Below are 22,844 nucleotides of genomic sequence, written 5' to 3'. Positions count from 1 at the left end.
CCACACCTCCGGCCACTCCGGCGCCTACGCCTCCATGCAGACCGACGGCAACCTCGTCGTCTACTCGAGCACCGGCAGCGCGCTGTGGTCCACCCACACCAACGGCCACGCCGGCGCCTACTTCCTGGTGCAGGACGACGGCAACATGGTGATCTACGGAGCCGGTGGCGGGCCCAGCACGGGCGGGGCGCTGTGGTCGGACGGCACCTACGCGCGGTCGACGAAGATCGGCTCGGGGCAGAAGCTCCCGGGCGGCTGGTGGGCCCAGACTCAGTACACCCGCCTGGTGATGCAGCCGGACGGCAACGTCGTGATCTACCGCAAGCACGACGGCAAGGCGCTCTGGTCCACCGGCACCTACGGCCACTCCGGCGCCTACGCCTCCATGCAGACCGACGGCAACCTCGTCGTCTACTCGAGCACCGGCAGCGCGCTGTGGTCCACCCACACCAACGGCCACGCCGGCGCGTACGCCCTCCTGCAGAGCGACGGCAACTTCGTCGTCTACGCAAGCACCGGCGGACCCGGCAAGGGCGGCGCCCTGTGGGCCGGCAACACTCGGTCGTACGTGCCCTGAGCTGTACGTTCTCTTGAAAAATGACGATGACCTGGGGAAATCCCCAGGTCATCGCCGTATGTGGAGTCCCCCGCCGGATTCGAACCGACGGCCTTCGCTCAACTGTGACGCTACCCGTCAGTGCGCTGGAGCCGATTCCGGCCGGGCCTCTTTCCACACGGCGCCGTACTCCTGCGATCGGACCGGACCGCCGCGTACGGCCTGCACAGCGGCGAACGGTGGTCGTGAGCGCCATGTGAGGAGGAAGGCCGACGCCGCGACGGCGCACCCTGCGATCCGGGTCCACGGGTTCGAATAGGTCATGACGAGGTTTTCCCAGTACTTCCAGCTCAGTCGCTTCGCGCTCGGGTGGCCCTGATGCGCCGGGCGACTCGACGCCAGACCACGCTGAGACTGCCCAGGCACACCGCCGCCCCCACGAGGGGCCAGCCCACGGATCCTCCGTCGTGGTAGATGCCGATGCTCACCCACAGCAGCGCTGCTCCCGCCGGCACGCCCATCAGGTCGAGGAGGAGGTCCAGCAGTCGTGCGGTCTTCCCAAGGGTGATCACGGCAGGATCATGACAGGGAGGGGGCTCGCCGCCAAGGGGGGCCTTTGCCAGGGGCCTTTCCTGTGCCGGGGCCGCTGCCCGTCCTCCGGGCCGCTGCCCGTCCTCCGGGACGCCGCCCGTCAAGAGGGCCGCCGCCCGTCATCCATGCCGCCGCCCGTCATCCATGCCGCCGCCCCGTCATCCGCGCTGCCGACGCGACCGTCGAGCGGGCCTCGCGCTGGGTGAGGCCGGTGCGGGTCGCCGCGTCGACCAGGGCGGGAGCGAGGGCGGGGCCGATGCCGTTCTCGTACGCCCGGCAGGCGGCCCAGAAGAGGCGGGTGTTGCGCTGACCCTCATGTGCGGCCAGGACGAACTGGACCAGGCCCTGGCCGTGCCGCCCGGTCGACGAGGGGGTGGGGTGGCGGGTGCGCGGCGGGGGCGTGAGCAGGCGCAGCAGGGCGGGCGGGCAGGGCGCCGGCGCCAGGTGTGCGGTGCCCGGCGCTGTGCCGTACGCGCCATGCCCGGTGCGGGAGCCGGGGCCGACCAGATAGCCGCCGGCACCCCGGACGTCGATGCCGGGGGCCAGACGGCTCGCCGAGTTGGGGACGACGACGTCCGGTGGCCCGCTCAGCCACAGGTGGCGGCCGCCGCTCGGGGTCAGGACGACCACCGTCTCCGGGATGGTGAACAGATGGCGCAACGCCAGTTCGCGCAGGGAGGCCGAGGAGTCGGTGCCGGACTTGGTGTCGAGATCGATGCCGATCAGATGGTGGGGGTGCAGGCCGCAGGCGATGCCGTAACCGGTGGCCCAGGGCGCGGCGGCGAACAGCGCGCGGATGCGGCGGGGGTCGGTCGTGGCGTCGTACACCCCGTGGCCGAAGCGGCCGCACTCGCCGTGGCACACGGATGCCGTCGGATCGGGGTCGTCGCGGTGGGGGGAGCGCAGGGCGGGCAGCTTCGTCCGGGACAGCGGGATCACCGCCAGTCCGCGCTCCGCGGCGGACAGGGCGTGGGCCGGGGCCAAGGTGGTGGCCTGCCGGTCGATGGTGGCCATGGCTCTATATTCGTACATGCGTTCGAAAATAGGAAGAGGTGGTGGTGTTCCGCGGGCTTCGCCGGGACGGCCTCCGCCGTTGGGGTGTCCGGGATTTGGCGGTCTCGGGGCCACGGTCCGGGCGCCTTGCGAGGAAGTGTCGCGAAAGGGGTTTATCGACTACTCCTCACGCTTGAGGGCGAATCACGGCTTCCGGGGAGATTCGCCGGTGATGCGCTGGGCAACTCTGGAGTCGCGACGTCGTACATCGTGCGAGGCGGTCGGCCAACTGCCTTGACATAAGCCGTACTTCACGTACGCACCGGCGACCTGGCCGGCGCCTACAGGGTTCTGGAGGAAACACATGGCAAGCATCCGTACCGCCCGCGTCCTCGCCGCCGTCGCGGCGCTTCCCCTCGCCGCCGCCCTTTTCACGGGCGTCGCCTCGGCGGACAACGGAGCCTTCGCGGGCGACGGATCGAACGCGGCGGCGGCGAGTATCACCGGCAGCGGCGTCGGCCACGACAACAACGGCAACTCGTCCACCACCCAGCAACAGGCGGTGGGCGCCGGTGCCTCGAACCAGAGCAACACGGCCCAGGTGAACCGCTCCGCGTTCACGTCCATCAACCAGCGGAGCCAGACCGTGCTCATCCACTTCACCCGTCTGTGGTGAGTGAGGGGCCGGCGCGCCGTCGTCGGCCCTGATTCCGTCTGTGTGCTTTCTGGGGTCGTCACACGTCCGCGCGGCGGTGCTTCGGTGCCGCCGCGCGCTTCGCGTCCGCCCGTACGACCGCGGTCGCGTGATCGGCCCCCGCCCCGGTACCCGCCCCTCAGGGGCGACCCCTCAGGGGTGAACCCTCAGGCACGTGCACCGGCTCGTCCACCTTCAGGAGGTGGGGACAGCCCCCCGCATACAACCTGAGGGGGAGACTGCTTCGGGACCTGCGGCCGATCCGCCGCACGGTGTGGCGAACCTAGCGTGGAGCCATGACCACACCCGTCTGCACCAGCGCTTCGAACGCCGCTGCATCAGCGAGGCAGACCCTTCCCTACCCGTCGTTCTCGTCGTACGTGAAGGCACGCCAGCCGGTGCTGCTGCGTACCGCCCGGTCGCTGACCGCGAACCCGAGCGACGCGGAGGACCTGCTGCAGACCGCCCTGGCGAAGACCTATGTCGCCTGGGAGCGGATCGAGGACCACCGTGCGCTCGACGGGTATGTGCGCCGCGCACTGCTGAACACCCGGACCTCGCAGTGGCGCAAACGCAAGGTCGACGAGTTCGTCTGCGACGAACTGCCCGAACCGGAGGGGATGCCCGCCGCGGACCCGGCCGAGGAGCAGGCGCTGCACGACGCCATGTGGCGCGCGATCGTGAAACTTCCCGCACGTCAGCGGGCGATGGTGGTCCTGCGGTACTACGAGGACCTGAGCGAGGCCCAGACGGCCGAGGTGCTCGGTGTCTCCGTCGGCACGGTGAAGTCCGCGGTCTCCAGGGCCCTGGGCAAGCTCCGCGAGGACCCCGAACTCGAGCCCGTGCGGTGGACATCGCGGCCTGATCACTGATCGATCATGCCGGGGAGTAGTGACATACCGCGTGGTACGTGCGCAGAATCAGCGGCAACCCCTACTACCGCGTAGGCAATGTCGCCCCGGGAGGACGCCGTGCAGAGCACGATGCAGGACGTACCGCTGCTGATCTCGAGGATCCTGACTCACGGGTCTACGGTTCATGGATCGTCTCAGGTGATCACCTGGACCGGCGAGGGCGAACCGCACCGTCGCTCCTACGCGGAGATCGGCACCCGCGCGGCCCAGTTGGCACACGCCCTGCGTCAGGACATCGGCGTCCGGGACGACGACCGGGTCGCCACCCTGATGTGGAACAACGCGGAACACGTCGAGGCGTACTTCGCGATCCCCTCCATGGGCGCCGTTCTGCACACCCTCAATCTGCGCCTGCCCCCTGAGCAGTTGGCGTGGGTCGCGAACCACGCCGCCGACCGGGTCGTCATCGTCAACGGCTCCCTCCTGCCGCTGCTCGCCCCGCTGCTGCCGCATCTGAAGACCGTCGAGCACGTGATCGTGTCCGGCCCGGGCGACCGCTCACTGCTCGCCGGCGCCGCCGCCCAGGTGCACGAGTACGAGGACCTCCTCGCCGGCAAGCCGGCCGCCTACGACTGGCCGGAGCTGGACGAGCGTCAGGCCGCCGCCATGTGCTACACCTCCGGCACCACCGGCGACCCCAAGGGGGTGCTCTACTCCCACCGGTCCGTCTATCTGCACTCCATGCAGAGCAACATGGCTCAGTCGCTGGGCCTGACCGACGAGGACACCACGCTCGCCGTGGTCCCGCAGTTCCACGTCAACGCCTGGGGCCTGCCGCACGCCACCTTCATGACCGGCATCAACCTGCTCATGCCGGACCGGTTCCTGCAGCCCGCACCGCTCGCTGAGATGATCGAGAAGGAGCGGCCGACGCACGCCGCCGCAGTCCCCACCATCTGGCAGGGGCTGCTCGCCGAGCTGACCGCCCGGCCGCGGGACGTCTCCTCCCTCAGCCATGTCACCATCGGCGGTTCGGCCTGTCCGCCCTCGCTCATGGCGGCTTTCGACAAGCTCGGCGTGCGGGTCTGCCACGCCTGGGGCATGACCGAGACCTCCCCGCTCGGCACGGTGGCCCGAACGCCCGCCCATGCGGTCGGCACGGACCGGGAGTTCGCCTACCGGCTCACCCAGGGGCGCTTCCCGGCCGGCGTCGAGGCCCGTCTCACCGGTCCCGGCGGGGAACGGCTTCCCTGGGACGGCGAGTCCGCGGGCGAACTGGAGGTGCGCGGACCGTGGATCGCGGGCGCGTACTACAACGGCCCCGACGCCGAGCTCCTGCGCCCCGATGACAAGTTCAGCGAGGACGGCTGGCTCAAGACCGGGGATGTCGGCACCATCAGCCCCGACGGCTATCTCACCCTCACCGACCGTGCCAAGGACGTCATCAAGTCGGGTGGCGAGTGGATCTCGTCGGTCGACCTGGAGAACGCGCTGATGTCCCACCCGGATGTCACCGAGGCCACCGTCGTCGCCGTGCCCGACGAGAAGTGGGGTGAGCGTCCCCTGGCGATCGTCGTGCTCCAGGAGGGCTCCACCGCGGACTTCACCACCCTCCGGACCTTCCTCGCCGAGGAGGCGAGGATCGCCAAGTGGCAGCTTCCGGAGCGGTGGACGATCGTCGGGACCGTGCCCAAGACGAGTGTCGGAAAGTTCGACAAGAAGCTGCTGCGCCGGCAGTACGCGGCGGGCGAGCTGGACGTCACGCTCCTCTGAGCTAAGGCCGCACGCAGGCACGGTGGACACGAGTGTGGGGCGCTGTTTCACGTGAAACAGCGCCCCACACGACGTATCAGCCGCTAAGTCCCCTTCGATGCCGATCAGTTGTGCCGATCAGTTCGTGCCGATCCGCGCCAGCAGATCCACGATCCGGTCCTGCACCTCGGGGCTCGTCGAGCGCTCCGCCAGGAACAGGACCGTCTCCCCCGACACCAGCCGGGGCAGCTCGGCCTGGTCGACGGCCGCGGTGTAGACAACGAGCGGGGTGCGGTTGAGCAGGTTGTTCGCCCGCAGCCAGTCGACCACCCCGGCCTGCCGGCGGTGCATCTGCATCAGGTCCATCACCACGAGGTTCGGCCGCATCTGCGCCGCCAGGGTGACCGCGTCCGCGTCCGACGCGGCCCGTGCGACCTGCATTCCCCGCCGCTCCAGGGCCGCCGTGAGGGCAAGCGCGATCTCCGCGTGCTCCTCGATGAGCAGCACACGCGGCGGATGCTGCTCGGAGTCGCGCGGGGCGAGTGCCTTCAGCAGTACGGCCGGGTCGGCGCCGTACGCCGCCTCGCGCGTCGCCTGCCCGAGCCCCGCCGTGACGAGTACGGGAACCTCGGCGGTCACCGCCGCCTGGCGCAGTGACTGCAGTGCGGTCCGCGTGATCGGGCCGGTGAGCGGGTCGACGAAGAGGGCGGCCGGGAAGGCGGCGATCTGCGCGTCGACCTCCTCACGGGAGTTGACGATGACGGGCCGGTAGCCGCGGTCGCTGAGTGCCTGCTGGGTCGTCACATCCGGCGCGGGCCACACGAGCAGCCGACGCGGGTTGTCGAGCGGCTCCGGGGGCAACTCGTCGTCCATCGGCCGTGACGGGGGCTGGTCGGCGATCTCCACGGCTCCGCCGGGGCCGTCGAGCGGCTCGGGGCCCTCGTCGGCGTTCACATCCGGAGCCCCTATCGCGTACGACCGCCCGCCGCCCTCGGTGGTGGCGGCCGGACGGGACTGTCCGGCCGGCGAGGGCTGCGCCGGGAGCGGAGCCGAGGCGGACTGGGGATGCGGACGCGCCGCGGTCTCCGCGCGCTCGCCCGAGGGCTCCGGAGGCGTGCCGAGCTTGCGGCGACGACCCGAACCGTTCGACGGGTGCGGCGGCGGCGTGGACGACTGGGGGCGAGGCTGGGTCTGTGGCTGGGTCGCCCCCTGACGTGCGAAGGGCACGCCCTGTCCGAGCGTCCGCACGCTGATCGCCCGCCCCTGCGTCGAGTTGGGGTCCACGGCCGAGGTGCCCACAGCCGGCAGCGGCTGGCCGGTCTCCGGCTGGGCGGCGCGCTCCGGGGGAAGCGGCGTGCCCCCCGACGGTGTGGGCTGCGGCAGCGGCATCCCGGCCCCGACGGTGTCACCCGAACCGGGCCACGGCACCGGCGGGGCGGTCCGCGGAGGCACCGGGGTCCCCGGCGCGGGCGCGCCCTGGGCGGGCGCCATCGGCTGCGGGCCCGGCTGCGCCTGCGCCGCGGGCTGCGGAGTGGCAGGGAGCTGTCCGGGAACGGCCTGACCCGGGACGGGCCGAGCGGGAGCGGACTGACCCGGGACGGGGTGACCGGGAACGGGGTGACCGGGAACGGCCTGATCCGGGACGGCCTGACCGGGTCCTACGGCGGGAGCCGGCCGCTCCGGCACCACGGGCACGGGCTGGTCACCGGCACCGGACCTGTCTGCCCCCGCCTGGGCCGGGAGGGTCTGCTCCGCGAGCCCCGGTGCGCCCTGGCCCGGAAGCCCCTGCGGGGGCACGGCCGACGAGAGCGCCGGGGGCGCGGACACACCGGGGGCCGGGACGGACCGCGGGCCCTCCGGCACGGGGCCGCCTTGTGCGGGCACCGTCGGGCTCATCCGTCCGGGCATCCCTTGCGGAGGCTGCCCGGGCATCCCCGGCGGAGGCGCCACCTGTCCGGGCACCCCCGGGGCCGGAGCCATCGGTCCGGGCACCCCCGGGGCAGGCGCGGTTCCGGGCGCGTCCGCCCCGTCCGGGACGGACGACGGCTGTCCGGGCGTGGCAGCCGGCCGGGCGCGGCGGTGGCCCATGGGTGCGGCAACCGGATGCGGCTGCGGCGGGGTGTGGTCGTCGGCCGTGTCGTGCGCCACCGCGTCATGACGGCTCTCGTCCCCAGGGCCGGGAGCCGGAACGGGAACGGAAGCAGGCGTGAGAGCGGGAACGGAAACGGCGGGAGCGGGCTGCTCCGGGGTGCGATCCGCCTCGGCCGGCGGCAGCGCGAAGACGGTCCGGGCACCGGAATCCGCGGCGGCGGCCCGCTCGTTCGCGGCGGCCAGGGCACGCCGACGGCGTCCGGTCGGTGCCACGGCGGCACCGGAGTCCTCGGAGGACGGCGCATCGGGCGCGGAGGGCAGCGCGGGCGGCAGCGCCGGCGGTTCGGCGTCACGGCGGGCGCGGCGGCCGGCAGGCACCGGCACCCCCTGCGGCGGTACGGCCTCGCCCAGCCCGGTGGCCGACGCCGGGGCTCCGGCGGCATGCTCCGCCGCGGTCACCACCGCGCCCTCGGCCACGTCCTCGACGGGGCTCGGCCGCCCGCGCCGCCGTCCCGTGCCACCGGATGCCGGGGCCTCCACCGCCTCTTCGCCCTCGGCCGTCTGCGCCGGAGCCGGCACCTCCACGCCCGGCTGCTCGGCCGGACGCCGCCTGCGCCGCCCGGTGGGCGCCTCCGCGTCCGTCTCGGACGACGGGGCGGACCCGGCGCCCACCTCGCTCTCCAGGAACGCGTCCACGGACGACCGGCGGGCCCGCCGCCGACCGCCGCTCTGCTGCGCGGGCTGCTGCCCCGGCGGCGTGATCTGCGCGATCTCGCCGGCGAATTCCCCCTCGGGTGTCTGCACGGGAGGCGCCATGACCGCCCCGGAGCCGCCGCCGAGCGGCACCTCGAGTACATACGCACTGCCGCTCATCCCCGGCACCTCGTGCGTCTGGAGCACACCGCCGTGCGCGCGCACGATCCCGGCGACGATCGGCTGGTGCACCGGGTCTCCCCCGGCGTACGGGCCGCGCACCTCGATCCGTACGACCTCGCCGCGCTGCGCTGCCGCCACGACGACCGTGTTGTCCAGATAACCGCCTGCCGAGACGGGCGCGTTGCCCGTGGCGTCGACGCCGGCCACATCCGCGATGAGATGCGCGAGCGCCTGGGCGAGCCGCTGCGGATCGACCTCGGCCTCGATGGGCGGGGCATGGACGGCGAACTGCACCCGTCCGGGTCCGATCAGCTCGACGGCGCCCTCGACACCCGCGGCGACGACGGCGTCGAGCATGACGGGCACCCGTACGAGCTGGTCGTCACCGGCGTCCAGCCGCTGGTAGCCGAGGACGTTGTCGACGAGCGTGGTGATCCGCGAGTAACCGGCCGCGAGGTGGTGGAGCACCTGGTTGGCCTCGGGCCACAACTGGCCCGCGTCGTCCGCGGCGAGTTCGGACAGCTCGCCGCGCAGTTCGTCGAGGGGGCCGCGCAGCGACTGGCCGAGCATGGCGAGCAGTTGCTCGTGCCGGGCGGCCAGAGCCTCGTAGCGGTCCTTCTCGCGCTCGCCGAGCGCGGCGTAGCGCTCCTCGCCGGCCGCGATCTCCTCCGCGTGCTGCTCGCGCAGTCCGGTGAGCTCGGCGGTGTGCTCCTCGCGCAGCCGCGCCAGCTCCTCCTCGTGCTCCTTGGCGAGCCGCTCCAGCTCCTGCCGGTGCTTCTGGTCCTCCTCCGCCTTCTCCGCGACGAGCGCGTCGAAGGGGCGCCGGTCGGTGAACGTCATCACGGCGCCGACGATCTGGTCGCCGTCGCGCACCGGCGACGTCGTCAGGTCGACCGGCACTTTGCCCCCGGCCTTGGACCACAGCACCTGCCCGCGCACCCGGTGCTTGCGCCCGGAGCGCAGGGTGTCGTGCAGCGGCGACTCCGCGTACGGGAAGGGGGCGCCGTCTTCGCGCGAGTGCAGGATGAGGGTGTGCAGCTCCTTGCCGCCCAGGTCGCTGGCCCGGTAGCCGAGGATCTGGGCGGCGGCGGGGTTGACGAGCACGATCCGCCCGTCGGTGTCCGTGCCCACCACGCCCTCGGCCGCGGCCCGCAGGATCATCTCGGTCTGCCGCTGGGAGCGGGCGAGTTCGGCCTCCGTGTCGACGGTGCCGGACAGATCGCGGACGACGAGCATGAGCAGTTCGTCGCCGGTGTAGCCGAGGCCGTCGTAGGCCTGCCGGCCGTCCTCCAGGTTGGCGCTCGTGACCTCGACGGGGAACTCGCTCCCGTCCGTGCGCCGCGCGATCATCCGCGTCGGCTTGGTGCGTCCGCGCGGGTCGGTGGAGTCGGGGCGCCGCATGGACCCGGGGATCAGCCGTGAGTCGAACTGCGGCAGCAGGTCGAGCAGCCCGCGCCCGACCAGTGCGGTACCGGGCGCTTCGAAGGCTTCCAGGGCGATGGTGTTGGCGTTGACGACCGTCCCGTTGGCGTTGACCAGCACCAATGCGTCGGGAAGCGCGTCCAGTATGGCAGCGAGGCGAGCAGCGCCTCTGGATGGCCTGCTGCTCACGAGTCGCTTCCTCCCTGTTATCGCACCTTGCCGACCGCGGAGGCCATCTTGCCAACCGGCCCGCAGCGTGTCACGCGAGGGAGTCTACGGGCACCGGCCCGGCACGGGGCGCCGGATGAGAGGGAGGTCGCACGCGGAAGTGACGCAGAAGCTGTGACCGCGCAGGTCGTCGTGGGGAACCCCCGACATCAGCTCGGACGCGCCCCCGCGCCGGCTGTGGACGGGCGGTGCTCGTCCCACGAACGCACCATCGGCAGCAGGGGAACGAGGCCGTCCCAGCGGGCCACCTGACAGCCGTCGCGGCGGTCGTACCGCGCGTCGACCGGCCGCCCGGCCCAGGTCCCGGAGATGCGCGCGGTGGCGGGGCCGCCGTACAGCGTCGTGCACAGGGCGCGCGGCGGCACCGGGGCGAAGGGGTCGCGGCCCCAGACGGTGCGCCGGTCGAGCGTGGCGCACGCGGCGGCGGGGTTCGGGTGAGTGCCACGCGAGGGGTGGCAGCGCAGGACGTACGTCCCGTCGGCGCGCCCGGCGTGCCGGACAGTGATGACGAGCTGGTCGCCGCGGGGCAGGGGCGGCGTGCCGTGGGCGCTCGCCGGGGCGGGCGCCGCGGCGGCGGCGAGGACGGCGACGGCCCCGAGGAGCAGGGCGCGCGAAGAGAACTGGACCATGCCATGACTAACGGTGGCGAAGCGGGACGGTTTCGGGTGTGACCCGAGTGGCGGGCGTGGCTGCCGTGGCGGAACGAGACCATCTCGTCGGCGACACAAGGGCGCCTCGGCCTGGAGGGAACCGGGAAGAAGCCGGGCGGAACCACCATGAAACGACCCCTGATGCCTCCCCCGCGCATTCCGCCCCCGGATCGGCGGCCCTGTGCTTTGCTCTGTGGCCTTCCTGCCTAGTACCGTGGGGGGCGATTGGTGACAGCCCGCGCGGCTGTGTCATCATCTGCACGCACCATTCGCGCTCGCGCGGACGGTTGTGCTGGAGGCGTCGCCTAGTCCGGTCTATGGCGCCGCACTGCTAATGCGGTTTGGGTCTTAAAGCCCATCGAGGGTTCAAATCCCTCCGCCTCCGCACCTGATCCCGAAGCCCCGGTCCCCGCGACCGGGGCTTCGGCGTTCCCGGGACCGACGCCCCCACCGGCCGCCTCGCCGCCCGTCCTCAGGGTGTTTTCGCAGGTCACAATGGGTGTGCCTAATGGATTTCACATGGCGGCGGCAGTCATGTAATGTTCTTCCTGTCGCCGCGAGCGGGCCGGAAGGGCCAGGAGCGAAGACGAAAAACAGAAAACAAGCACTCGTAGCTTAACGGATAGAGCATCTGACTACGGATCAGAAGGTTGCAGGTTCGAATCCTGCCGAGTGCACAACAGATCAGAGGCCCTGTGGAGCGATCCACAGGGCCTCTGGCTTTTGCCTTGACGGCAGTGTTTGACGGCAACCACCTGAGAAGGCGGCGCGGGGGTCGATCAGACGGCTATGGGGACACCGGCCGGGCCGTCGTCATCGTCCAGACCGTTGCCGTCACCCCTCAGCGTATCCCCGACGCGGTCGAAGGCGGAGCGCTATGCGCGGCTCGATCGGGGTCCCGTTCTTCGTGGTGAAGACGAGGCCCTGACCGGTTCCCGTCCAGTTGGTACCGGCGGCCTTCCGGTCGGCTACCTGCTGGGCGCGCTGGGCACGGAGCGCGGTCACGCACTCGGCCGGCAGGGCCACGCGGCGGGCCGAACGCTGCGTCTTCGGCGCGACGATCAGCAGTTCGCCGCCGACCCGCTGTAGGGCCTGTCGGACGGTGAGGACGCCTTCATGAAGGTCCACGTCCGACCAGCGCAGCCCCAGCACCTCACCCCGACGCAGGCCGATACGGACGGCCAGTTCATATGCGGCCCACAGCCGGTTGTCGCGGGCCGCCGCCAGGAGCTGGCGCCCCTCCTTGGCAGTGAGCGGTTCGATCTCGCGCTGCGTTCCCATGCTCAGCTCCCCGTTCCGGGCCACGTTTCGGGGCAGCTCGTCCTCGCGTACGGCGTGCTGGAGGGCGGCCCGCAGGATCACCAGCAAGAAGCGCACGGTCCGGTCAGACGGGAGCTTCTTGCAGCACTTGCCGAGGGCGCAGCAACGCCGCTTGTGCTCAGGCCGCTTCTCGTCCTTTCCCTGCGCGCAGCACTGGCAGGTGGCCGCAGTTTTGGTCAAGAAGGCCCGGATGTCCCGGGCGGTGAGCCGGGTCAGCTTCTTCTTCCCGAATTCGGGCGTGACGTAGTTGCGGACGAGCGACTCGTAGTTGACGTATGGCGTCCTACGAACCTTGCCCTTGGCGACGTTTGTGAGCCAGTACGTCAGGTACTGGGCGATGGTCATCTTGCTGGTGGCGACCGGGAGACCGTTGAGGGAATCGGCCTCGAGCTTGGTCAGCTTCTCGTGCGCATCGTCCCAGGTCTTGCCGTAGACGCTGCGCCGCTTGTACGTGCCGTCCGTCGTCAGCACGTAGGCGCTGCCTTCCCAACGGCCGTCCTTGCGCTGGTAGATAGTGCCTTCGTTGTTGGCGTTCTTCTTGGACTTGGCCATCAGGCGGCTTCCTGTTCGGTGCGGACGGATACGTAGGCGTCCAGGGCGGTTTCGCTGATGCGGCGGCAACGGCCGATCTTGAAGGACGCGAGTTCGCGGGAGCGGATCAGGTCGTGGACCTTCCAGCGGCTGATGCCGAGAAGCTCGGCGACCTGGGCCACGGTGAGCACGGCCGACGTCATGCGGGTACCAGTCCTTCCTGCTTGAGGCGTTGGGCGTGGGCGATGTCGTGGCGGACTTGGGCGGCGAGGAGTTCTTCGCCGGGGCGGTAGCCGCTGCTGAGGTAGGTCCAGGAGGAGGCGGTGACGAGGGTGGTGTTCTCGTCGGTGGTGGGGAGGCCGGCGCGGGTGCGGGCGGCTTCGGCCTGGGCGAGACGCCAGGCGCGGCGTACTTGGCGACGTATCCGGCGACCTTGGCGTCTGTGAGTTCGCCGTCGCCCAGGGCGGAGATGGGGTCGACCTTGTACCGGTTGCCCCAGGCGATGACGCGTTCACCGATGGCGTTGGACTCGACCGTGAGCCGGGCACGCTCGACGGCCAGGCCCACGGCGACGTTGAGGGCGTCGAAGGTGGCCCAGGCCGGGGGCTCGGTGGTGTGGCCGTCGGGTCCGTCGAAGCGGATCACGGCGTGGAAGTGGAGCAGGCCGCGCTTTTGGTACTCGGCGACCTTGGCGAAGGAGACGCGCAGGGCGGCGTTGAGCGCCTTCTGCGTCATGCCGAGGTGTTCGGCCAGGGCGCGGCGCAGGTAGGTGGTGAAGCGTGCCCAGAGCTGTCCGGCGTGCGCGTTCCAGAGCACGGCTCCGGTGTAGGCGTAGGAGGCTGGGGTCAGCGGGGTGCCGAGTTCGGGGGCGTCTTCGGCGTGGGTGTCGCCGCAGGCGCAGGAGCGGGGCTGTCCTGCGTTGGTGGTGGGGCGGTTGTGGACGGGGCCGAAGGAGGGGGCGGTGAGGGTGACGAAGGCGCGGGGGTGGTCGCGGACGGCTTCGGCGACGTTCTTGCCGCCGGACAGTCCGGCCTTGATCAGGTGGTAGGTGTCGGCGGCGTAGACGCGGGAGCAGGCGGGATAGCGGGAGGCACGACGGTTGCCGCACGTGGTCAGCAGGCGTCCGGACGGTTCGTCTTCGGAGCGGTAGGAGCGGATCACTTCCTGGGTGGCCTGGTCGGTAGTGGTGCACCAGCCGTGAAGGTTGACGGGGCGGGTGCAGCCGCGCAGGTTGCGGACCTGTTCGGTGACGCGGTCGAAGTCGTTGCTGTTGGCCAGTTCGATCAGGTCCCGCAGGCCGGGGCTGACCACATGGCGCAGGTCCAGTTGGCGTGGCATGACTGGCGGAGGCTCCTTTCCGGCACGAGGGTGGGACCCGCGGGCAGCAGCGAATGCGCTCGGGCTGCTGCCCGCAGGCATGACGGGTCGGCCCAGGGGCGGGCGAGGGTGGTAGGTGCCGGGAGGCCGGCGGAGGGTGCCGCCCTACAGGGCGGCGTGGAGGGCGGTGGCCATCGGTTGGCCGATGCCGAGCCGTCTCTTGAGCTGGGCTGCCGTGATGGGTTCGCCGCGCTCGGCGTGGTGGGATGCGGCGATGGAGCGTGCCTCGGTCAGTAGTGGACCAGGTACCTTGACCGCAGACGCAGACGCAGGCGCAGGCGCGGCGGGGGCCAGGGTGGTGGGCGGAGCGACCGGGGCCGGTTTCGGTGTGACGGGCGGTGCGGGCGCCGGAACGGGTTCCGGCTCGACGGAGACGGGGGCGGGCTCGTAGGCCGGTTCCGTGTCGGCCGCGGGGGCCGGGGCGGCTGCATCGGTGGCGACCGTGTGGAAGGAGCGCAGGAGCTGCGGGCCGACCGCTCCCCAGCCGAGGAGCAGCACCGGGGCCACCGCGTCGACAGCGGCGCGGCCGTAGCGCAGGGCGACCAGGAGACCGACCACGGACAGGTCGACCACGGGGGCGATCAGGGGCGCGATGGGGGCGGGGACGCCCAGGCGCAGGGCCAGGGCCCAGACGTTGCCGAAGGAGAAGACGAACGCTAGGGCGGCGATGATGCCCATGACGACGGTCACGGTGCGCTGGGTGATCCGGTCCTCGGACATTGGGAGTTCACCTCCTCTCGTGGTGCCGGTGGGGAATCGGTCAGGGGTGGTCAGGGCCTTGGGGCGAGGCCGGCCCGGCGGGCGGCGTTCGGGCCGGGGTAGGTCTCCAGGACCGACGTTCGTTGGTGTTGGCGACGCGGTAGGCGGCGATGCCGATCCGACCGGCCAAGTCGAAGTCCTGCCGTGAGCCGGGCGTTCTCCGCAGCGAATGCCGCGAGCCGCTTCGTGGCCGGGTCGGAGCCCTTGTGGTCGCGGAAGTAGGTGTGGGCCTCGTCGATGACGATGACGATCAGGGGCCAGTCAGCCGACGGGCCGACGTGCCACATGTTCTTTGTGCCGAGCACCTTGCGGATGCTCGCGGAGCGGGCACGGCGCAGCTCCACCAGCTCCTTGAGGAGCTTGTTCGCTTCTTCCAGGTCATCCCCGCAGAACGCGAACGCCCGCTGTACGAGGTCGGCGTAGTCACCCTCGTAGGCGTGGGACACCTTCCCGTCGAAGAAGACGAACTGCACGGCCGGCGAGGGCGCCCAGTCACACACCAGCCGGTTCACATGCGAGGTCTTTCCGAAGCCCGGCAGGCCGCCGACAGCCACTCCGGGCACTTCGGATAGTACGAACGTCCAGCAGCGCGGCGAGGAAGAGAGGTTCGGCCACGGCATCGAGTCCCGTTGCCGACTCGCCCTCCTGCACTACCGCCCCCTTGCCGGGGTGCCCGGCATCGAGGTGCGGACCCATGCCACCACGCTCTACAACTCGATCTATCGTGCGGATGATCAGGCGCTGGTCAATGCCCATGTCTGGGGCGTGAACGCCTACGGTGCTCCCGTGTGGCATCTTCGGCGCAGCGGAGAGGGCGGCATGTTCGACACCTACGCCAGCAGCTTCGACGCGGTGTGGGAGACCGCGACGCCGGTAGGAGAAGGCTGACCATGGCACGGACCGAGTACTACGACGACCCAGCGGCACCTGAGCCGAACAGCATGGTGGTCGCCGCGTCCGCCGTGGTGACCGACGACGAAGGGCGCATTCTCTTTCAGCGCCGACGAGACAACGATCTTTGGGCGCTCCCTGGTGGCGGCATGGAGATGACCGACTCACTCCCGGGAACGGCCGTCCGGGAGGTGAAGGAGGAAACGGGGCTGGACGTGGAGATCACCGGGCTCGTGGGCACGTACACCGACCCTCGCCACGTCATCGCCTACTCGGACGGTGAGGTGCGCCGACAGTTCAACATCTGCTTCACCGCCCGCACGGTCGGCGGCCGACTCGCGATTTCGGACGAGTCCACGGAGCTGAGGTTCGTCCAGCCGGAAGAGATCGATCAACTGCCGATGCACCACACGCAGCGGCTGCGGCTTCAGCACTTTCTGGAACATCGCGAGAAGCCGTACCTCGGCTGATGCGTAGACCCTGATGTTGGCAACGCTGAAGGCAGCGGCGGCACACGCCGACCCTGTCTGCGCCTGCCGACGATCACGGTAGGAGAGGGCGGAACTCGCACCTCGCCGAGTGGGCCCACGCAACAGTCCGTCATGCCCGTGTTGGGATCCCAAGTTCTGTGAGCAGGCCGCGCACGCGCTGCTCGATCTGGTCCCGGATGGGCCGCACCGCGTCGATTCCTTGGCCTGCCGGGTCGTTCAGCTGCCAGTCCAGGTACCGCTTGCCGGGAAAGAGCGGGCAGGCGTCCCCGCAGCCCATTGTGATCACCACGTCCGAGGACTGCACCGCCTCGGTGGTGAGGACCTTGGGTGTCTCGGCGGAGATGTCGATGCCGACCTCCGCCATGACCTCGACCACGGCGGGGTTGACCGCATCGGCGGGGGCGGAGCCAGCCGAGCGGACCTGGACCTGGTCACCGCCAAGATGCGTCAGGAACGCGGCGCCCATCTGGGAGCGGCCGGCGTTGTGGACGCAGACGAACAAAACCGAGGGGCGCGGGGCGGGGGTGCTCATGGCAGGCGTCTTTCGGGAGGCGGAGCGGATCAGGAGGAGGCGAGTTCTGGTTCGCCGTGTGGGACGACGGCCTTGTCCCCCGTGGGGGCGGGGCGGCCGTACACAGCGATGACGGCACCCAGCCCGAGCACGGCCCCGGCCAGTTGGGCAGCGATGAACGGGGCGACGGAGGCAGGGGCGATTCCGGCGAAGGTGTCCGTGAAGGCCCGGCCGATGGTCACTGCCGGGTTCGCGAAGGAGGTGGAGGAGGTGAACCAGTAGGCGGCTCCGATGTACGAGGCCACGGCCACCGGTGCGAGGGAGGCATTGCCGATGCGTTCAAGTCCGAAGATCAGCAGGATCAGCCCGGCCGTGGCGACCACCTCACCGAGCCACAGGTGAGAGGCGGACCGGTCGTGCGTGGACCACTGGACCAGCGGCTTGGCGAACATCGCGTCGGCCAGGATTGCCCCGCCAACAGCACCGGCGATCTGTGCAGGCACGTACGCGGCCACGTCCCGCAGGGAGAGGCCGTCAGCCTTGCGGCGGCCGGTGAACCAGGCAGCGAGGGTGACGGCCGGGTTGAAGTGCGCGCCGGAGACCGGCCCGAGCAGGGCGATCAGCACGCCCAGGCCGAAGACGGTGGCGAGGGAGTTGGCGAGCAGTTGCACGCCCACGTCGCGCGACAGCTCGGTGGCCTGGATACCGGAGCCGACCACCACCGCCACCAGCAGCCCGGTTCCAACGGCTTCAGCCGCGAGCCGTCGGCCCAGGGATGCGCTCACGCGGTGGCTCCGGCGGTCTGCGGCGCGGTCAGGAACGCGGCGAGCCGGTCCAGAACACCGGGCAGCACCCAGTAGTACACCCAGGTCCCGCGCCGCTCGCAGTCGATGAGCCCGGCCTGTCGCAGCAGCTTGAGGTGGTGGGAGATCGTCGGCTGGGACAGTTCGAAGGCCGGCGTCAGCTCGCACACGCAGACCTCGCCGCCCTCACCACGCGAGGCGATCATCGACATCAGCCGGAGCCGGACCGGATCGCCCAGAGCCTTGAACACCTTCGCCAGCTCGGCCGCCTGGTCCTCATCCAGCGGCGCGGACAGTCCCGCGCAGCAGGCGGCGTCCTGCCCGATCACCTCAAGCTCTTGTTTCGACATGCCTCTATGTTGACGTTTTTCGATTCAACGCGCAAGGTTGCATCAATGAACGTCAATACAGGCCGTTCCGGGATACCGCCATGCCCCGTCACCTGGGAGTGAGTCATGAGTGAGCAGTCCACTGACCTGCGTGAAACCGTCCGCCAGCGCTACGCCGCGGCGGCCGTGAAGGTGACCGAGGGTGGCGCCGCCTGTTGCGGGCCGGAGCCGGTCGAGGTCGACGAGAACTTCGGTTCGACGCTCTACGCCACCGATGAGCGCGACGCCCTGCCTGCTGAGGCCGTCGCCGCGTCACTTGGCTGCGGCAACCCGACCGCCGTCGCAGAACTGCGTGCGGGTGAACGCGTCCTCGATCTGGGGTCGGGCGGCGGCATCGACGTCCTGCTCTCCGCCCGGCGCGTCGGCCCCACCGGCAAGGCGTACGGGGTGGACATGACCGACGAGATGCTGACCCTGGCCCTGGCCAACGCTGAGAAGGCGGGCGCGACGAACGTCGAGTTCCTGAAGGGCACCATCGAGTCCATCCCGCTGCCCGCGAACACCATCGACGTGGTGATCTCGAACTGTGTGATCAACCTGTCCGTCGACAAGCCCGCCGTGTTCGCCGAGACCTTCCGCGTCCTCAAGCCTGGCGGTCGCATCGGCGTCTCCGACGTCGTCGCCGAAGACAGCCTCACACCCGAGCAGCGAGCCGAGCGCGGTGACTACGTCGGCTGCATCGCCGGTGCCCTGTCGTTCGCCGAATACCGCCAGGGACTGGAGGACGCCGGCTTCACGGAGGTCGAGATCACTTCCACCCATCCGGTTGCCGACGGTATGCACTCCGCGGTTGTCCGCGCCGTCAAGCCCAGCAGTGTGATCGAGGTGAACGGCTCCTCTGCAACCGCCGCCTGCTGCGGCGTGACCGCCTGTTGCACGTCCGGCGAGCAGGCCGCCGATCCATCGACTACCGTCGCCGAGGCGAAGGCCGCAAGCGGCTGCGGCTGCCAGAGCTGACGGCAACCCTGACGGCAACGACGGCACACAGAGACCGTTGATCGCGATCATCAGCGATCATCAGCGATCAGCCGGGAGGAAGGCGGGGCCCCCGCCCATAGCCTGCCCGATCCTACGGATCAGAAGGTTGCAGGTTCGAATCCTGCCGAGTGCACACAGGTCGAAGGCCCCGGAGAAATCCGGGGCCTTCGGCGTTTCAGGGGCGTACAGCAGCGAAGTACAGCAACGGGCCGAGATCAGCCGGTCCCGGCACCACCCATGGCATCGGACAGCTTTCCGAGCGCGGCCCGCACCTCTTCCTCGCTGGCTTCGGCCTAGACCTCCATCGTCATGGCGATCTGCGAGTGCCGCAGGATTCGCTGCGCGACCTTCGGGTGCACCTTCAGGGCGACGAGGAGCGAGCTGCACGTGTGCCGGGTGTGATCTCCACCGGACCCACGTCGGTCAGAACAGTCTTGGACCGGGTCCCGTTACGGCTGCTCCCACTGCCAGCACCGGCCGGGTCGTGCTTCTCGTAGCCGGGGTGGTCGGTGATCTCGCCTTCCAGGGCGGACTCCGGCACGCGCTTGGTCAGCCGCTGCAGCAGCCCGCCGTCGCCGGTCAGCTGCAGGCCGCTCGCGCGGGCTCGGTCGACCAACTGCCCGATCACCTGGTCATCCAGCAGGTCCGCCGGCAACTCGGCCGGCCGGATGTCTTCAACCGCCTCAGCAGAGACAGTCACGTCGCTCATCAGGAATTACTTCCATGATCGGGAGTTACACCGAAGACCGTACAGACCCCCAGCACGCTTTCCATGATCCGCCGGACAGCGTGGCAGCCTTGTCCCTGAGGCCGTGGCTTCAGACACCGCCCTCTGCCGGCACACGAAACACCGGGCCTCGGGCACCCAGCAGCCCGGGCACGGTCTGCCACAGGTCTGCTCCGTTCGCCCGCTCCCATTCCGCGGTCGCCCGGGACTGCGCCCACTGGGCCACGGCCACCGGAATCAGCATGAGGGGCGGCATCAGCTGATGCGATGCCAGGCCGATGAGCATCATCCAGCAGACCGATCCACCCACGAATCCGGCCGTGCGCCGTAGCGACAGCCGCTGCGCCGCGTCCTGGCCGGTATGCGGTTGTTCTCCGGCGCTGTCGATCCGCCCGGCATGCTCGTACGTGCGGCGAAGCCGGGCGGGGAGACGGAAGCGCAGCGGCAGTAGCACCAGGGACACAAGAGCCACCGCAACTGCTCCCACCAGGAGGGTCTCCAACCGGTGAGCCGTACCGATCAAGACCAGCAGCAACCCTTCGGACAGCACCGCGCCCGCGCCCATCATCAGTGCGGACGTCTGCCGGAAGTACACCACCCTTATCAGCCCGGGTCTGGCGTCCTCGGTCATCGTCCCCGCCCTCTGCCCGTACACCCGCGCGGGCGGAGACGATCCAACGCCGTGTGGAACGCGGCGTCAACAGGCCGCGTGTCAGAACGTCGCCAAAACTGTCAGGCCCCAGCTCCTGGGCGCACACAGAGCAGCCGTAGGCGTGGGTGCAGGGACGCTCTTCACGGTTGGCGCGGTCCTCACCGCAGCGGTGAGGTGAAGGCTCCGCTGTCGGGTCAGTCGGTCATTCCCCGCAAGATCGCGGCAGCCGCGGGTGTCCTCGCCCCAGGAGGCCTGGGCGAGTTGACGCGGATCGCGCCGTTCGAGTTGGTCGATGCGGTGCCGGCCGAGTGCGGGGCGGTGCAGCAGCGGCTGCGGAAGCTGCCGGCCCGGGTCGTGGTCCACCTGCTGCTGGCCGCCGCGCTGTTCGAGAAGTGCGGTTACCAGGCGGTCTGGGCCCGGTTGACCACCGCCCAGGGCTCATTGCCGATCCGGGGGTTATCGGCACCGCTCTGTGGCACGAGCGGTGCCGCCTCGGGGTCCGTCCGCTGCGGGCCCTGTTCGAGGCAGGCACGACGAACACGAACTCTCCATCTGGTCACAGAGCGTAGGGAACTCCGTGATCATCCAAGTCGTCTCCGTCGTGCCGTCCATTTCGACGCGTCCATGACCTACTGGCGGACGCTCTGACTCACTTCACGCCGACGTAGACACCCGTGGCGCTGACCGCCGGGGTCGTGGTGATACCGGCGAAGCTGTAGCGCCAGTAGCCGCTGGAGTTCGCGGTCGCGGTGGTCTTCAGGTTGCCGTACGAGTCGGTGGTCACCGTCTTGATGGTGGTGTAGGTGCTGGTGCCCGCCTTGCGGAACTGGAGCTTGACGGGCTGACCGCCGAGGTTGTTGTACGTGTGGTGCTCCCAGTCCGCGCGGGTCAGTTTGCCCGACACCGTGAAGGTCTTGCCCTTGTAGACGGACGTCGAGCTCACGGTGGTCGTCAGCTTGGAGTTGCGCTGGACCAGGGTGGTGCCGAGGCCGCTCTGATCCTTGTAGCCGACCTTGCTCATGTCGGGGTTGTTCGGGTCCTGGCCGTTGAAGGCGACGGCCTCGGCGGCCACGCTCCAGCTGCCGGCCCAGGCGTTCTTCAGGTCGCCGTCGGACGGGTAGATGTCGATGGAGCCCGTGCAGGTGGCCGTCGTCGACGAGGTGGCGGTGCAGGTCGCCGGGTTGTCGCCGTACAGCTCGGGGGCCGTGTCGCTGTAGGTGCCGTGGTAAAGGAAGACGTCCGTGTAGAAGTCCTTCGCGGCGATGTTCACGGTGGAGCCGTGCGTCAGCGTGTACGTGTACTTGACGCTGACCTCGCTGGTGGTCCCGACCTTGATCGACTTGGCGATCGAGACGTTGGAGAAGCTTGCGTTCAGCGTGTACGGCGCGCCCGAGTCGGTGGCGGCCTGCGCGGCCGGGACTGCGAGGGCGGAGAGCGCCAGGGCGCCGGAGACGGCGGCCACGGTGGCACGTATGCGCATGTGTGTTTCCCTGGAGGGAGAAGTGATCGTGGAGTCGGCTGACTCACGCGATCAGATCGGCGAGGGATGCGGCAGGTTGTACGGCCGTTGCCCCCGCGACGCAGATTTTATGCACGACTTACTGATCCATTGCACAAGTGAGAGACAGCGCCCCGGTTGTTTTCTGGCGCGGTGGCAGCAACAAGCGCGCCACGGCACCGGGCGCCCGGAGGCAGGGCCATGACGACCACTGGAACAGAAGGAGATCCGGGGCCTTCGGCGTTCGGGGGCGTTGTCAGTGGGGGCGCCTACTCTCGGTAGTGATGAGTCGGGTGTGGAGATGTACGGGGCTGTCGTGGGGCGACGGCGGGCCGACGCTGCGGTGGGAAGGGGGGCGGCGCAGTGGGCTGGAGCGGGGGAGGCGGGTGGCCTTCGGGGTCGTGGCGGGGAGCGTGCGGACCTGCGTGGGGGCGCGGGGGAACGGGTGCCCGGTGCGGGCCGAGGTCCCGGGGCGGAGCACCGGCGCGCGGTGCGAGGAGTGTGCGCGGCTCGACCGGGCGCACTCCGTGGCCGCAGACACCGTCGCCGATGATCCGCGGCCGTACCGGGTGTATCTGGCCTGGTTCGGGCCCGGCATGGTCAAGGTCGGGATCACCGCGGCCGAGCGCGGCCCGGCACGGCTGCTGGAGCAGGGCGCCGTCTCCTTCAGCTGGCTGGGGCACGGGCCTCTGATGGCGGCGCGCCGCACCGAGGAGCTGCTGCGGGCGGCGCTGGGGGTGCCGGACCGGATCCCGTACGCCGACAAGCGCGCGGTGCGGGCCGCGCTGCCGCCGGCCGGGGTGCGGGCCGCCGAGCTGGCGGAGCTGCATGCGCGGGCGGTGGAGCTCGCCGGCTGGCCGGAGTCGCTGGAGCGGGCACCGTTCTGGGCCGTCGACCACGGCGCGGTGTTCGGGCTGGAGGGGCTTCGGCGGGCGGACGGTGTGGTGAGCGAGCTGGTCGCCGGCGGGGTGGTGAGCGGCGATCTGCTGGCCGCCGCCGGGCCCGATCTCCATCTGGCCACCGGGCGCGGGGTCGTCGTACTCGATACCCGGCTGATCACCGGGTGGGAGCTGGCGGGGGCCGCGGGCGGGGAACTGACCGTGCCGGTCAGGGAGATGGGGGAGACGGGCGTACAGGACGGGCTGTTCTGAGAGAAGGGTTGCCGAGAAAGGGGTGGACGGTGAGGCCCGCTCATCCCCGGTCCGGTCAC

At 70.5% G+C, this 22,844-nt stretch carries 20 protein-coding genes, 2 tRNA genes and 4 pseudogenes; 10 read left to right on the top strand and 16 right to left on the bottom strand.

From position 1 onward, the window contains the following. Positions 1-906: 906 nt before the first annotated feature. The gene (locus ACWD5Q_RS13115; protein WP_451427056.1) at positions 907-1,128 is read right to left on the bottom strand and encodes a hypothetical protein; all 222 of its coding nucleotides are present in this window, start codon (positions 1,126-1,128) and stop codon (positions 907-909) included. Between the two features lie 157 nt (positions 1,129-1,285). Then, positions 1,286-2,161, bottom strand: a complete 876-nt coding sequence (locus tag ACWD5Q_RS13110; RefSeq protein WP_451427069.1) for a bifunctional DNA primase/polymerase — start codon at positions 2,159-2,161, stop codon at positions 1,286-1,288. Positions 2,162-2,504: 343 nt separating this feature from the next. Between ACWD5Q_RS13110 and ACWD5Q_RS13105 the strand changes: the two genes are divergently transcribed. The 3 genes from ACWD5Q_RS13105 (at position 2,505) to ACWD5Q_RS13095 (ending at position 5,461) form a co-directional block, all read left to right on the top strand. Next, on the top strand, positions 2,505-2,816 hold the full coding sequence (locus ACWD5Q_RS13105) for a hypothetical protein (protein ID WP_451427055.1): 312 nt from the start codon (positions 2,505-2,507) through the stop codon (positions 2,814-2,816). 314 nt (positions 2,817-3,130) lie between these two features. Then, positions 3,131-3,706, top strand: a complete 576-nt coding sequence (locus tag ACWD5Q_RS13100) for a SigE family RNA polymerase sigma factor (protein WP_451427054.1) — start codon at positions 3,131-3,133, stop codon at positions 3,704-3,706. A gap of 78 nt (positions 3,707-3,784) precedes the next feature. Next, entirely contained in the window at positions 3,785-5,461 is a 1,677-nt protein-coding gene (locus ACWD5Q_RS13095) for a long-chain fatty acid--CoA ligase (protein WP_451427053.1), read from the top strand. 117 nt (positions 5,462-5,578) lie between these two features. On the opposite strand, the gene ACWD5Q_RS13090 is transcribed toward ACWD5Q_RS13095, so the two are convergent. Continuing rightward, entirely contained in the window at positions 5,579-10,018 is a 4,440-nt protein-coding gene (locus ACWD5Q_RS13090; RefSeq protein WP_451427052.1) for a PAS domain-containing protein, read from the bottom strand. 188 nt (positions 10,019-10,206) lie between these two features. Next, positions 10,207-10,686 (bottom strand): SSI family serine proteinase inhibitor, encoded by a 480-nt coding sequence (locus tag ACWD5Q_RS13085; protein ID WP_451427051.1) that lies wholly within the window; start codon positions 10,684-10,686, stop codon positions 10,207-10,209. A gap of 315 nt (positions 10,687-11,001) precedes the next feature. On the opposite strand from ACWD5Q_RS13085, the gene ACWD5Q_RS13080 reads away from it, so the two are divergent. Next, positions 11,002-11,092: transfer RNA gene (locus ACWD5Q_RS13080), tRNA-Ser, on the top strand. Positions 11,093-11,311: 219 nt separating this feature from the next. Further along, positions 11,312-11,384: transfer RNA gene (locus ACWD5Q_RS13075), tRNA-Arg, on the top strand. A gap of 157 nt (positions 11,385-11,541) precedes the next feature. On the opposite strand, the gene ACWD5Q_RS13070 is transcribed toward ACWD5Q_RS13075, so the two are convergent. From ACWD5Q_RS13070 to ACWD5Q_RS13050, 5 genes and pseudogenes are all read right to left on the bottom strand, one after another. Next, a complete protein-coding gene (locus ACWD5Q_RS13070; protein WP_451427068.1) occupies positions 11,542-12,372 on the bottom strand; it encodes a site-specific integrase in 831 nt (276 codons plus the stop codon). Between the two features lie 206 nt (positions 12,373-12,578). Next, positions 12,579-12,761, bottom strand: a complete 183-nt coding sequence (locus tag ACWD5Q_RS13065) for a helix-turn-helix domain-containing protein (protein ID WP_451427067.1) — start codon at positions 12,759-12,761, stop codon at positions 12,579-12,581. A gap of 256 nt (positions 12,762-13,017) precedes the next feature. Then, positions 13,018-13,896, bottom strand: a pseudogene (locus ACWD5Q_RS13060) (replication initiator); the annotation flags it as partial. A gap of 144 nt (positions 13,897-14,040) precedes the next feature. Next, positions 14,041-14,655 (bottom strand): DUF2637 domain-containing protein, encoded by a 615-nt coding sequence (locus tag ACWD5Q_RS13055; RefSeq protein WP_451427050.1) that lies wholly within the window; start codon positions 14,653-14,655, stop codon positions 14,041-14,043. Positions 14,656-14,705: 50 nt separating this feature from the next. Continuing rightward, positions 14,706-15,257: a hypothetical protein gene (locus ACWD5Q_RS13050; RefSeq protein WP_451427049.1), complete on the bottom strand. Its 552-nt coding sequence runs from the start codon at positions 15,255-15,257 to the stop codon at positions 14,706-14,708. On the opposite strand from ACWD5Q_RS13050, the pseudogene ACWD5Q_RS13045 reads away from it, so the two are divergent. After that, positions 15,253-15,582 (top strand): annotated as a pseudogene (locus ACWD5Q_RS13045) (XRE family transcriptional regulator); the annotation flags it as partial. The gene ACWD5Q_RS13050 and the pseudogene ACWD5Q_RS13045 sit on opposite strands and share 5 nt — an antisense overlap. 2 nt (positions 15,583-15,584) lie before the next feature. Further along, positions 15,585-16,055, top strand: coding sequence for an NUDIX domain-containing protein (locus ACWD5Q_RS13040; RefSeq protein WP_451427048.1), 471 nt, complete (start codon positions 15,585-15,587; stop codon positions 16,053-16,055). A 130-nt stretch (positions 16,056-16,185) separates the two neighbouring features. Here the strand turns inward: ACWD5Q_RS13040 and ACWD5Q_RS13035 are convergent, their stop codons facing one another. Genes ACWD5Q_RS13035 through ACWD5Q_RS13025 form a run of 3 tightly spaced genes read right to left on the bottom strand, consistent with a single transcriptional unit; the run spans position 16,186 to position 17,740 of the window. Then, entirely contained in the window at positions 16,186-16,608 is a 423-nt protein-coding gene (locus tag ACWD5Q_RS13035; protein WP_451427047.1) for an arsenate reductase ArsC, read from the bottom strand. A 29-nt stretch (positions 16,609-16,637) separates the two neighbouring features. Beyond that, the gene (locus ACWD5Q_RS13030; protein ID WP_451427046.1) at positions 16,638-17,372 is read right to left on the bottom strand and encodes an aquaporin; all 735 of its coding nucleotides are present in this window, start codon (positions 17,370-17,372) and stop codon (positions 16,638-16,640) included. Then, positions 17,369-17,740 carry an ArsR/SmtB family transcription factor gene (locus tag ACWD5Q_RS13025; protein WP_451427045.1) on the bottom strand — a complete coding sequence of 124 codons (372 nt, stop codon included), beginning with the start codon at positions 17,738-17,740 and terminating at the stop codon, positions 17,369-17,371. Before ACWD5Q_RS13025 ends, ACWD5Q_RS13030 begins: the two co-directional genes overlap by 4 nt. Before the next feature lie 105 nt (positions 17,741-17,845). Between ACWD5Q_RS13025 and arsM the strand changes: the two genes are divergently transcribed. Further along, complete coding sequence (arsM, locus tag ACWD5Q_RS13020) at positions 17,846-18,736, top strand: arsenite methyltransferase (RefSeq protein ID WP_451427044.1); 891 nt, start codon at positions 17,846-17,848, stop codon at positions 18,734-18,736. A 236-nt stretch (positions 18,737-18,972) separates the two neighbouring features. Here arsM and ACWD5Q_RS13015 read toward each other — a convergent pair. The 3 genes and pseudogenes from ACWD5Q_RS13015 to ACWD5Q_RS13005 all read right to left on the bottom strand — a co-directional run. Beyond that, a pseudogene (locus ACWD5Q_RS13015) lies at positions 18,973-19,158 on the bottom strand (site-specific integrase); the annotation flags it as partial. Next, positions 19,158-19,466 (bottom strand): annotated as a pseudogene (locus ACWD5Q_RS13010) (transposase); the annotation flags it as partial. The pseudogenes ACWD5Q_RS13015 and ACWD5Q_RS13010, both read right to left, overlap by 1 nt. 109 nt (positions 19,467-19,575) lie before the next feature. Next, entirely contained in the window at positions 19,576-20,115 is a 540-nt protein-coding gene (locus ACWD5Q_RS13005; RefSeq protein WP_451427043.1) for a hypothetical protein, read from the bottom strand. Positions 20,116-20,310: 195 nt separating this feature from the next. On the opposite strand from ACWD5Q_RS13005, the gene ACWD5Q_RS13000 reads away from it, so the two are divergent. Further along, positions 20,311-20,784 carry a transposase domain-containing protein gene (locus tag ACWD5Q_RS13000; RefSeq protein ID WP_451427042.1) on the top strand — a complete coding sequence of 158 codons (474 nt, stop codon included), beginning with the start codon at positions 20,311-20,313 and terminating at the stop codon, positions 20,782-20,784. A 1-nt stretch (position 20,785) separates the two neighbouring features. Here the strand turns inward: ACWD5Q_RS13000 and ACWD5Q_RS12995 are convergent, their stop codons facing one another. Beyond that, positions 20,786-21,616, bottom strand: a complete 831-nt coding sequence (locus ACWD5Q_RS12995; RefSeq protein WP_451427041.1) for a hypothetical protein — start codon at positions 21,614-21,616, stop codon at positions 20,786-20,788. A gap of 302 nt (positions 21,617-21,918) precedes the next feature. On the opposite strand from ACWD5Q_RS12995, the gene ACWD5Q_RS12990 reads away from it, so the two are divergent. Continuing rightward, a complete protein-coding gene (locus ACWD5Q_RS12990) occupies positions 21,919-22,785 on the top strand; it encodes a DUF2797 domain-containing protein (protein ID WP_451427040.1) in 867 nt (288 codons plus the stop codon). The last annotated feature ends 59 nt before the right edge of the window (positions 22,786-22,844 follow it).

This window comes from Streptomyces sp. NPDC002513 (assembly GCF_053595355.1).
Note: the sequence above shows the minus strand (reverse complement) of the source record. Positions and strands in the feature narration are given on the sequence as shown.

Coding starts and splice junctions, on each gene's coding strand:
- ACWD5Q_RS13085 (WP_451427051.1), bottom strand. CDS start 10,686: ATGGTCCAGTTCTCTTCGCGCGCCCTGCTCCTCGGGGCCGTCGCCGTC.
- ACWD5Q_RS13070 (WP_451427068.1), bottom strand. CDS start 12,372: ATGACCATCGCCCAGTACCTGACGTACTGGCTCACAAACGTCGCCAAG.
- ACWD5Q_RS13100 (WP_451427054.1), top strand. CDS start 3,131: ATGACCACACCCGTCTGCACCAGCGCTTCGAACGCCGCTGCATCAGCG.
- ACWD5Q_RS13095 (WP_451427053.1), top strand. CDS start 3,785: ATGTCGCCCCGGGAGGACGCCGTGCAGAGCACGATGCAGGACGTACCG.
- ACWD5Q_RS13065 (WP_451427067.1), bottom strand. CDS start 12,761: ATGACGTCGGCCGTGCTCACCGTGGCCCAGGTCGCCGAGCTTCTCGGC.
- ACWD5Q_RS13025 (WP_451427045.1), bottom strand. CDS start 17,740: ATGTCGAAACAAGAGCTTGAGGTGATCGGGCAGGACGCCGCCTGCTGC.
- arsM (WP_451427044.1), top strand. CDS start 17,846: ATGAGTGAGCAGTCCACTGACCTGCGTGAAACCGTCCGCCAGCGCTAC.
- ACWD5Q_RS13110 (WP_451427069.1), bottom strand. CDS start 2,161: ATGGCCACCATCGACCGGCAGGCCACCACCTTGGCCCCGGCCCACGCC.
- ACWD5Q_RS12990 (WP_451427040.1), top strand. CDS start 21,919: ATGAGTCGGGTGTGGAGATGTACGGGGCTGTCGTGGGGCGACGGCGGG.
- ACWD5Q_RS13105 (WP_451427055.1), top strand. CDS start 2,505: ATGGCAAGCATCCGTACCGCCCGCGTCCTCGCCGCCGTCGCGGCGCTT.
- ACWD5Q_RS12995 (WP_451427041.1), bottom strand. CDS start 21,616: ATGCGCATACGTGCCACCGTGGCCGCCGTCTCCGGCGCCCTGGCGCTC.
- ACWD5Q_RS13040 (WP_451427048.1), top strand. CDS start 15,585: ATGGCACGGACCGAGTACTACGACGACCCAGCGGCACCTGAGCCGAAC.
- ACWD5Q_RS13035 (WP_451427047.1), bottom strand. CDS start 16,608: ATGAGCACCCCCGCCCCGCGCCCCTCGGTTTTGTTCGTCTGCGTCCAC.
- ACWD5Q_RS13055 (WP_451427050.1), bottom strand. CDS start 14,655: ATGTCCGAGGACCGGATCACCCAGCGCACCGTGACCGTCGTCATGGGC.
- ACWD5Q_RS13005 (WP_451427043.1), bottom strand. CDS start 20,115: ATGACCGAGGACGCCAGACCCGGGCTGATAAGGGTGGTGTACTTCCGG.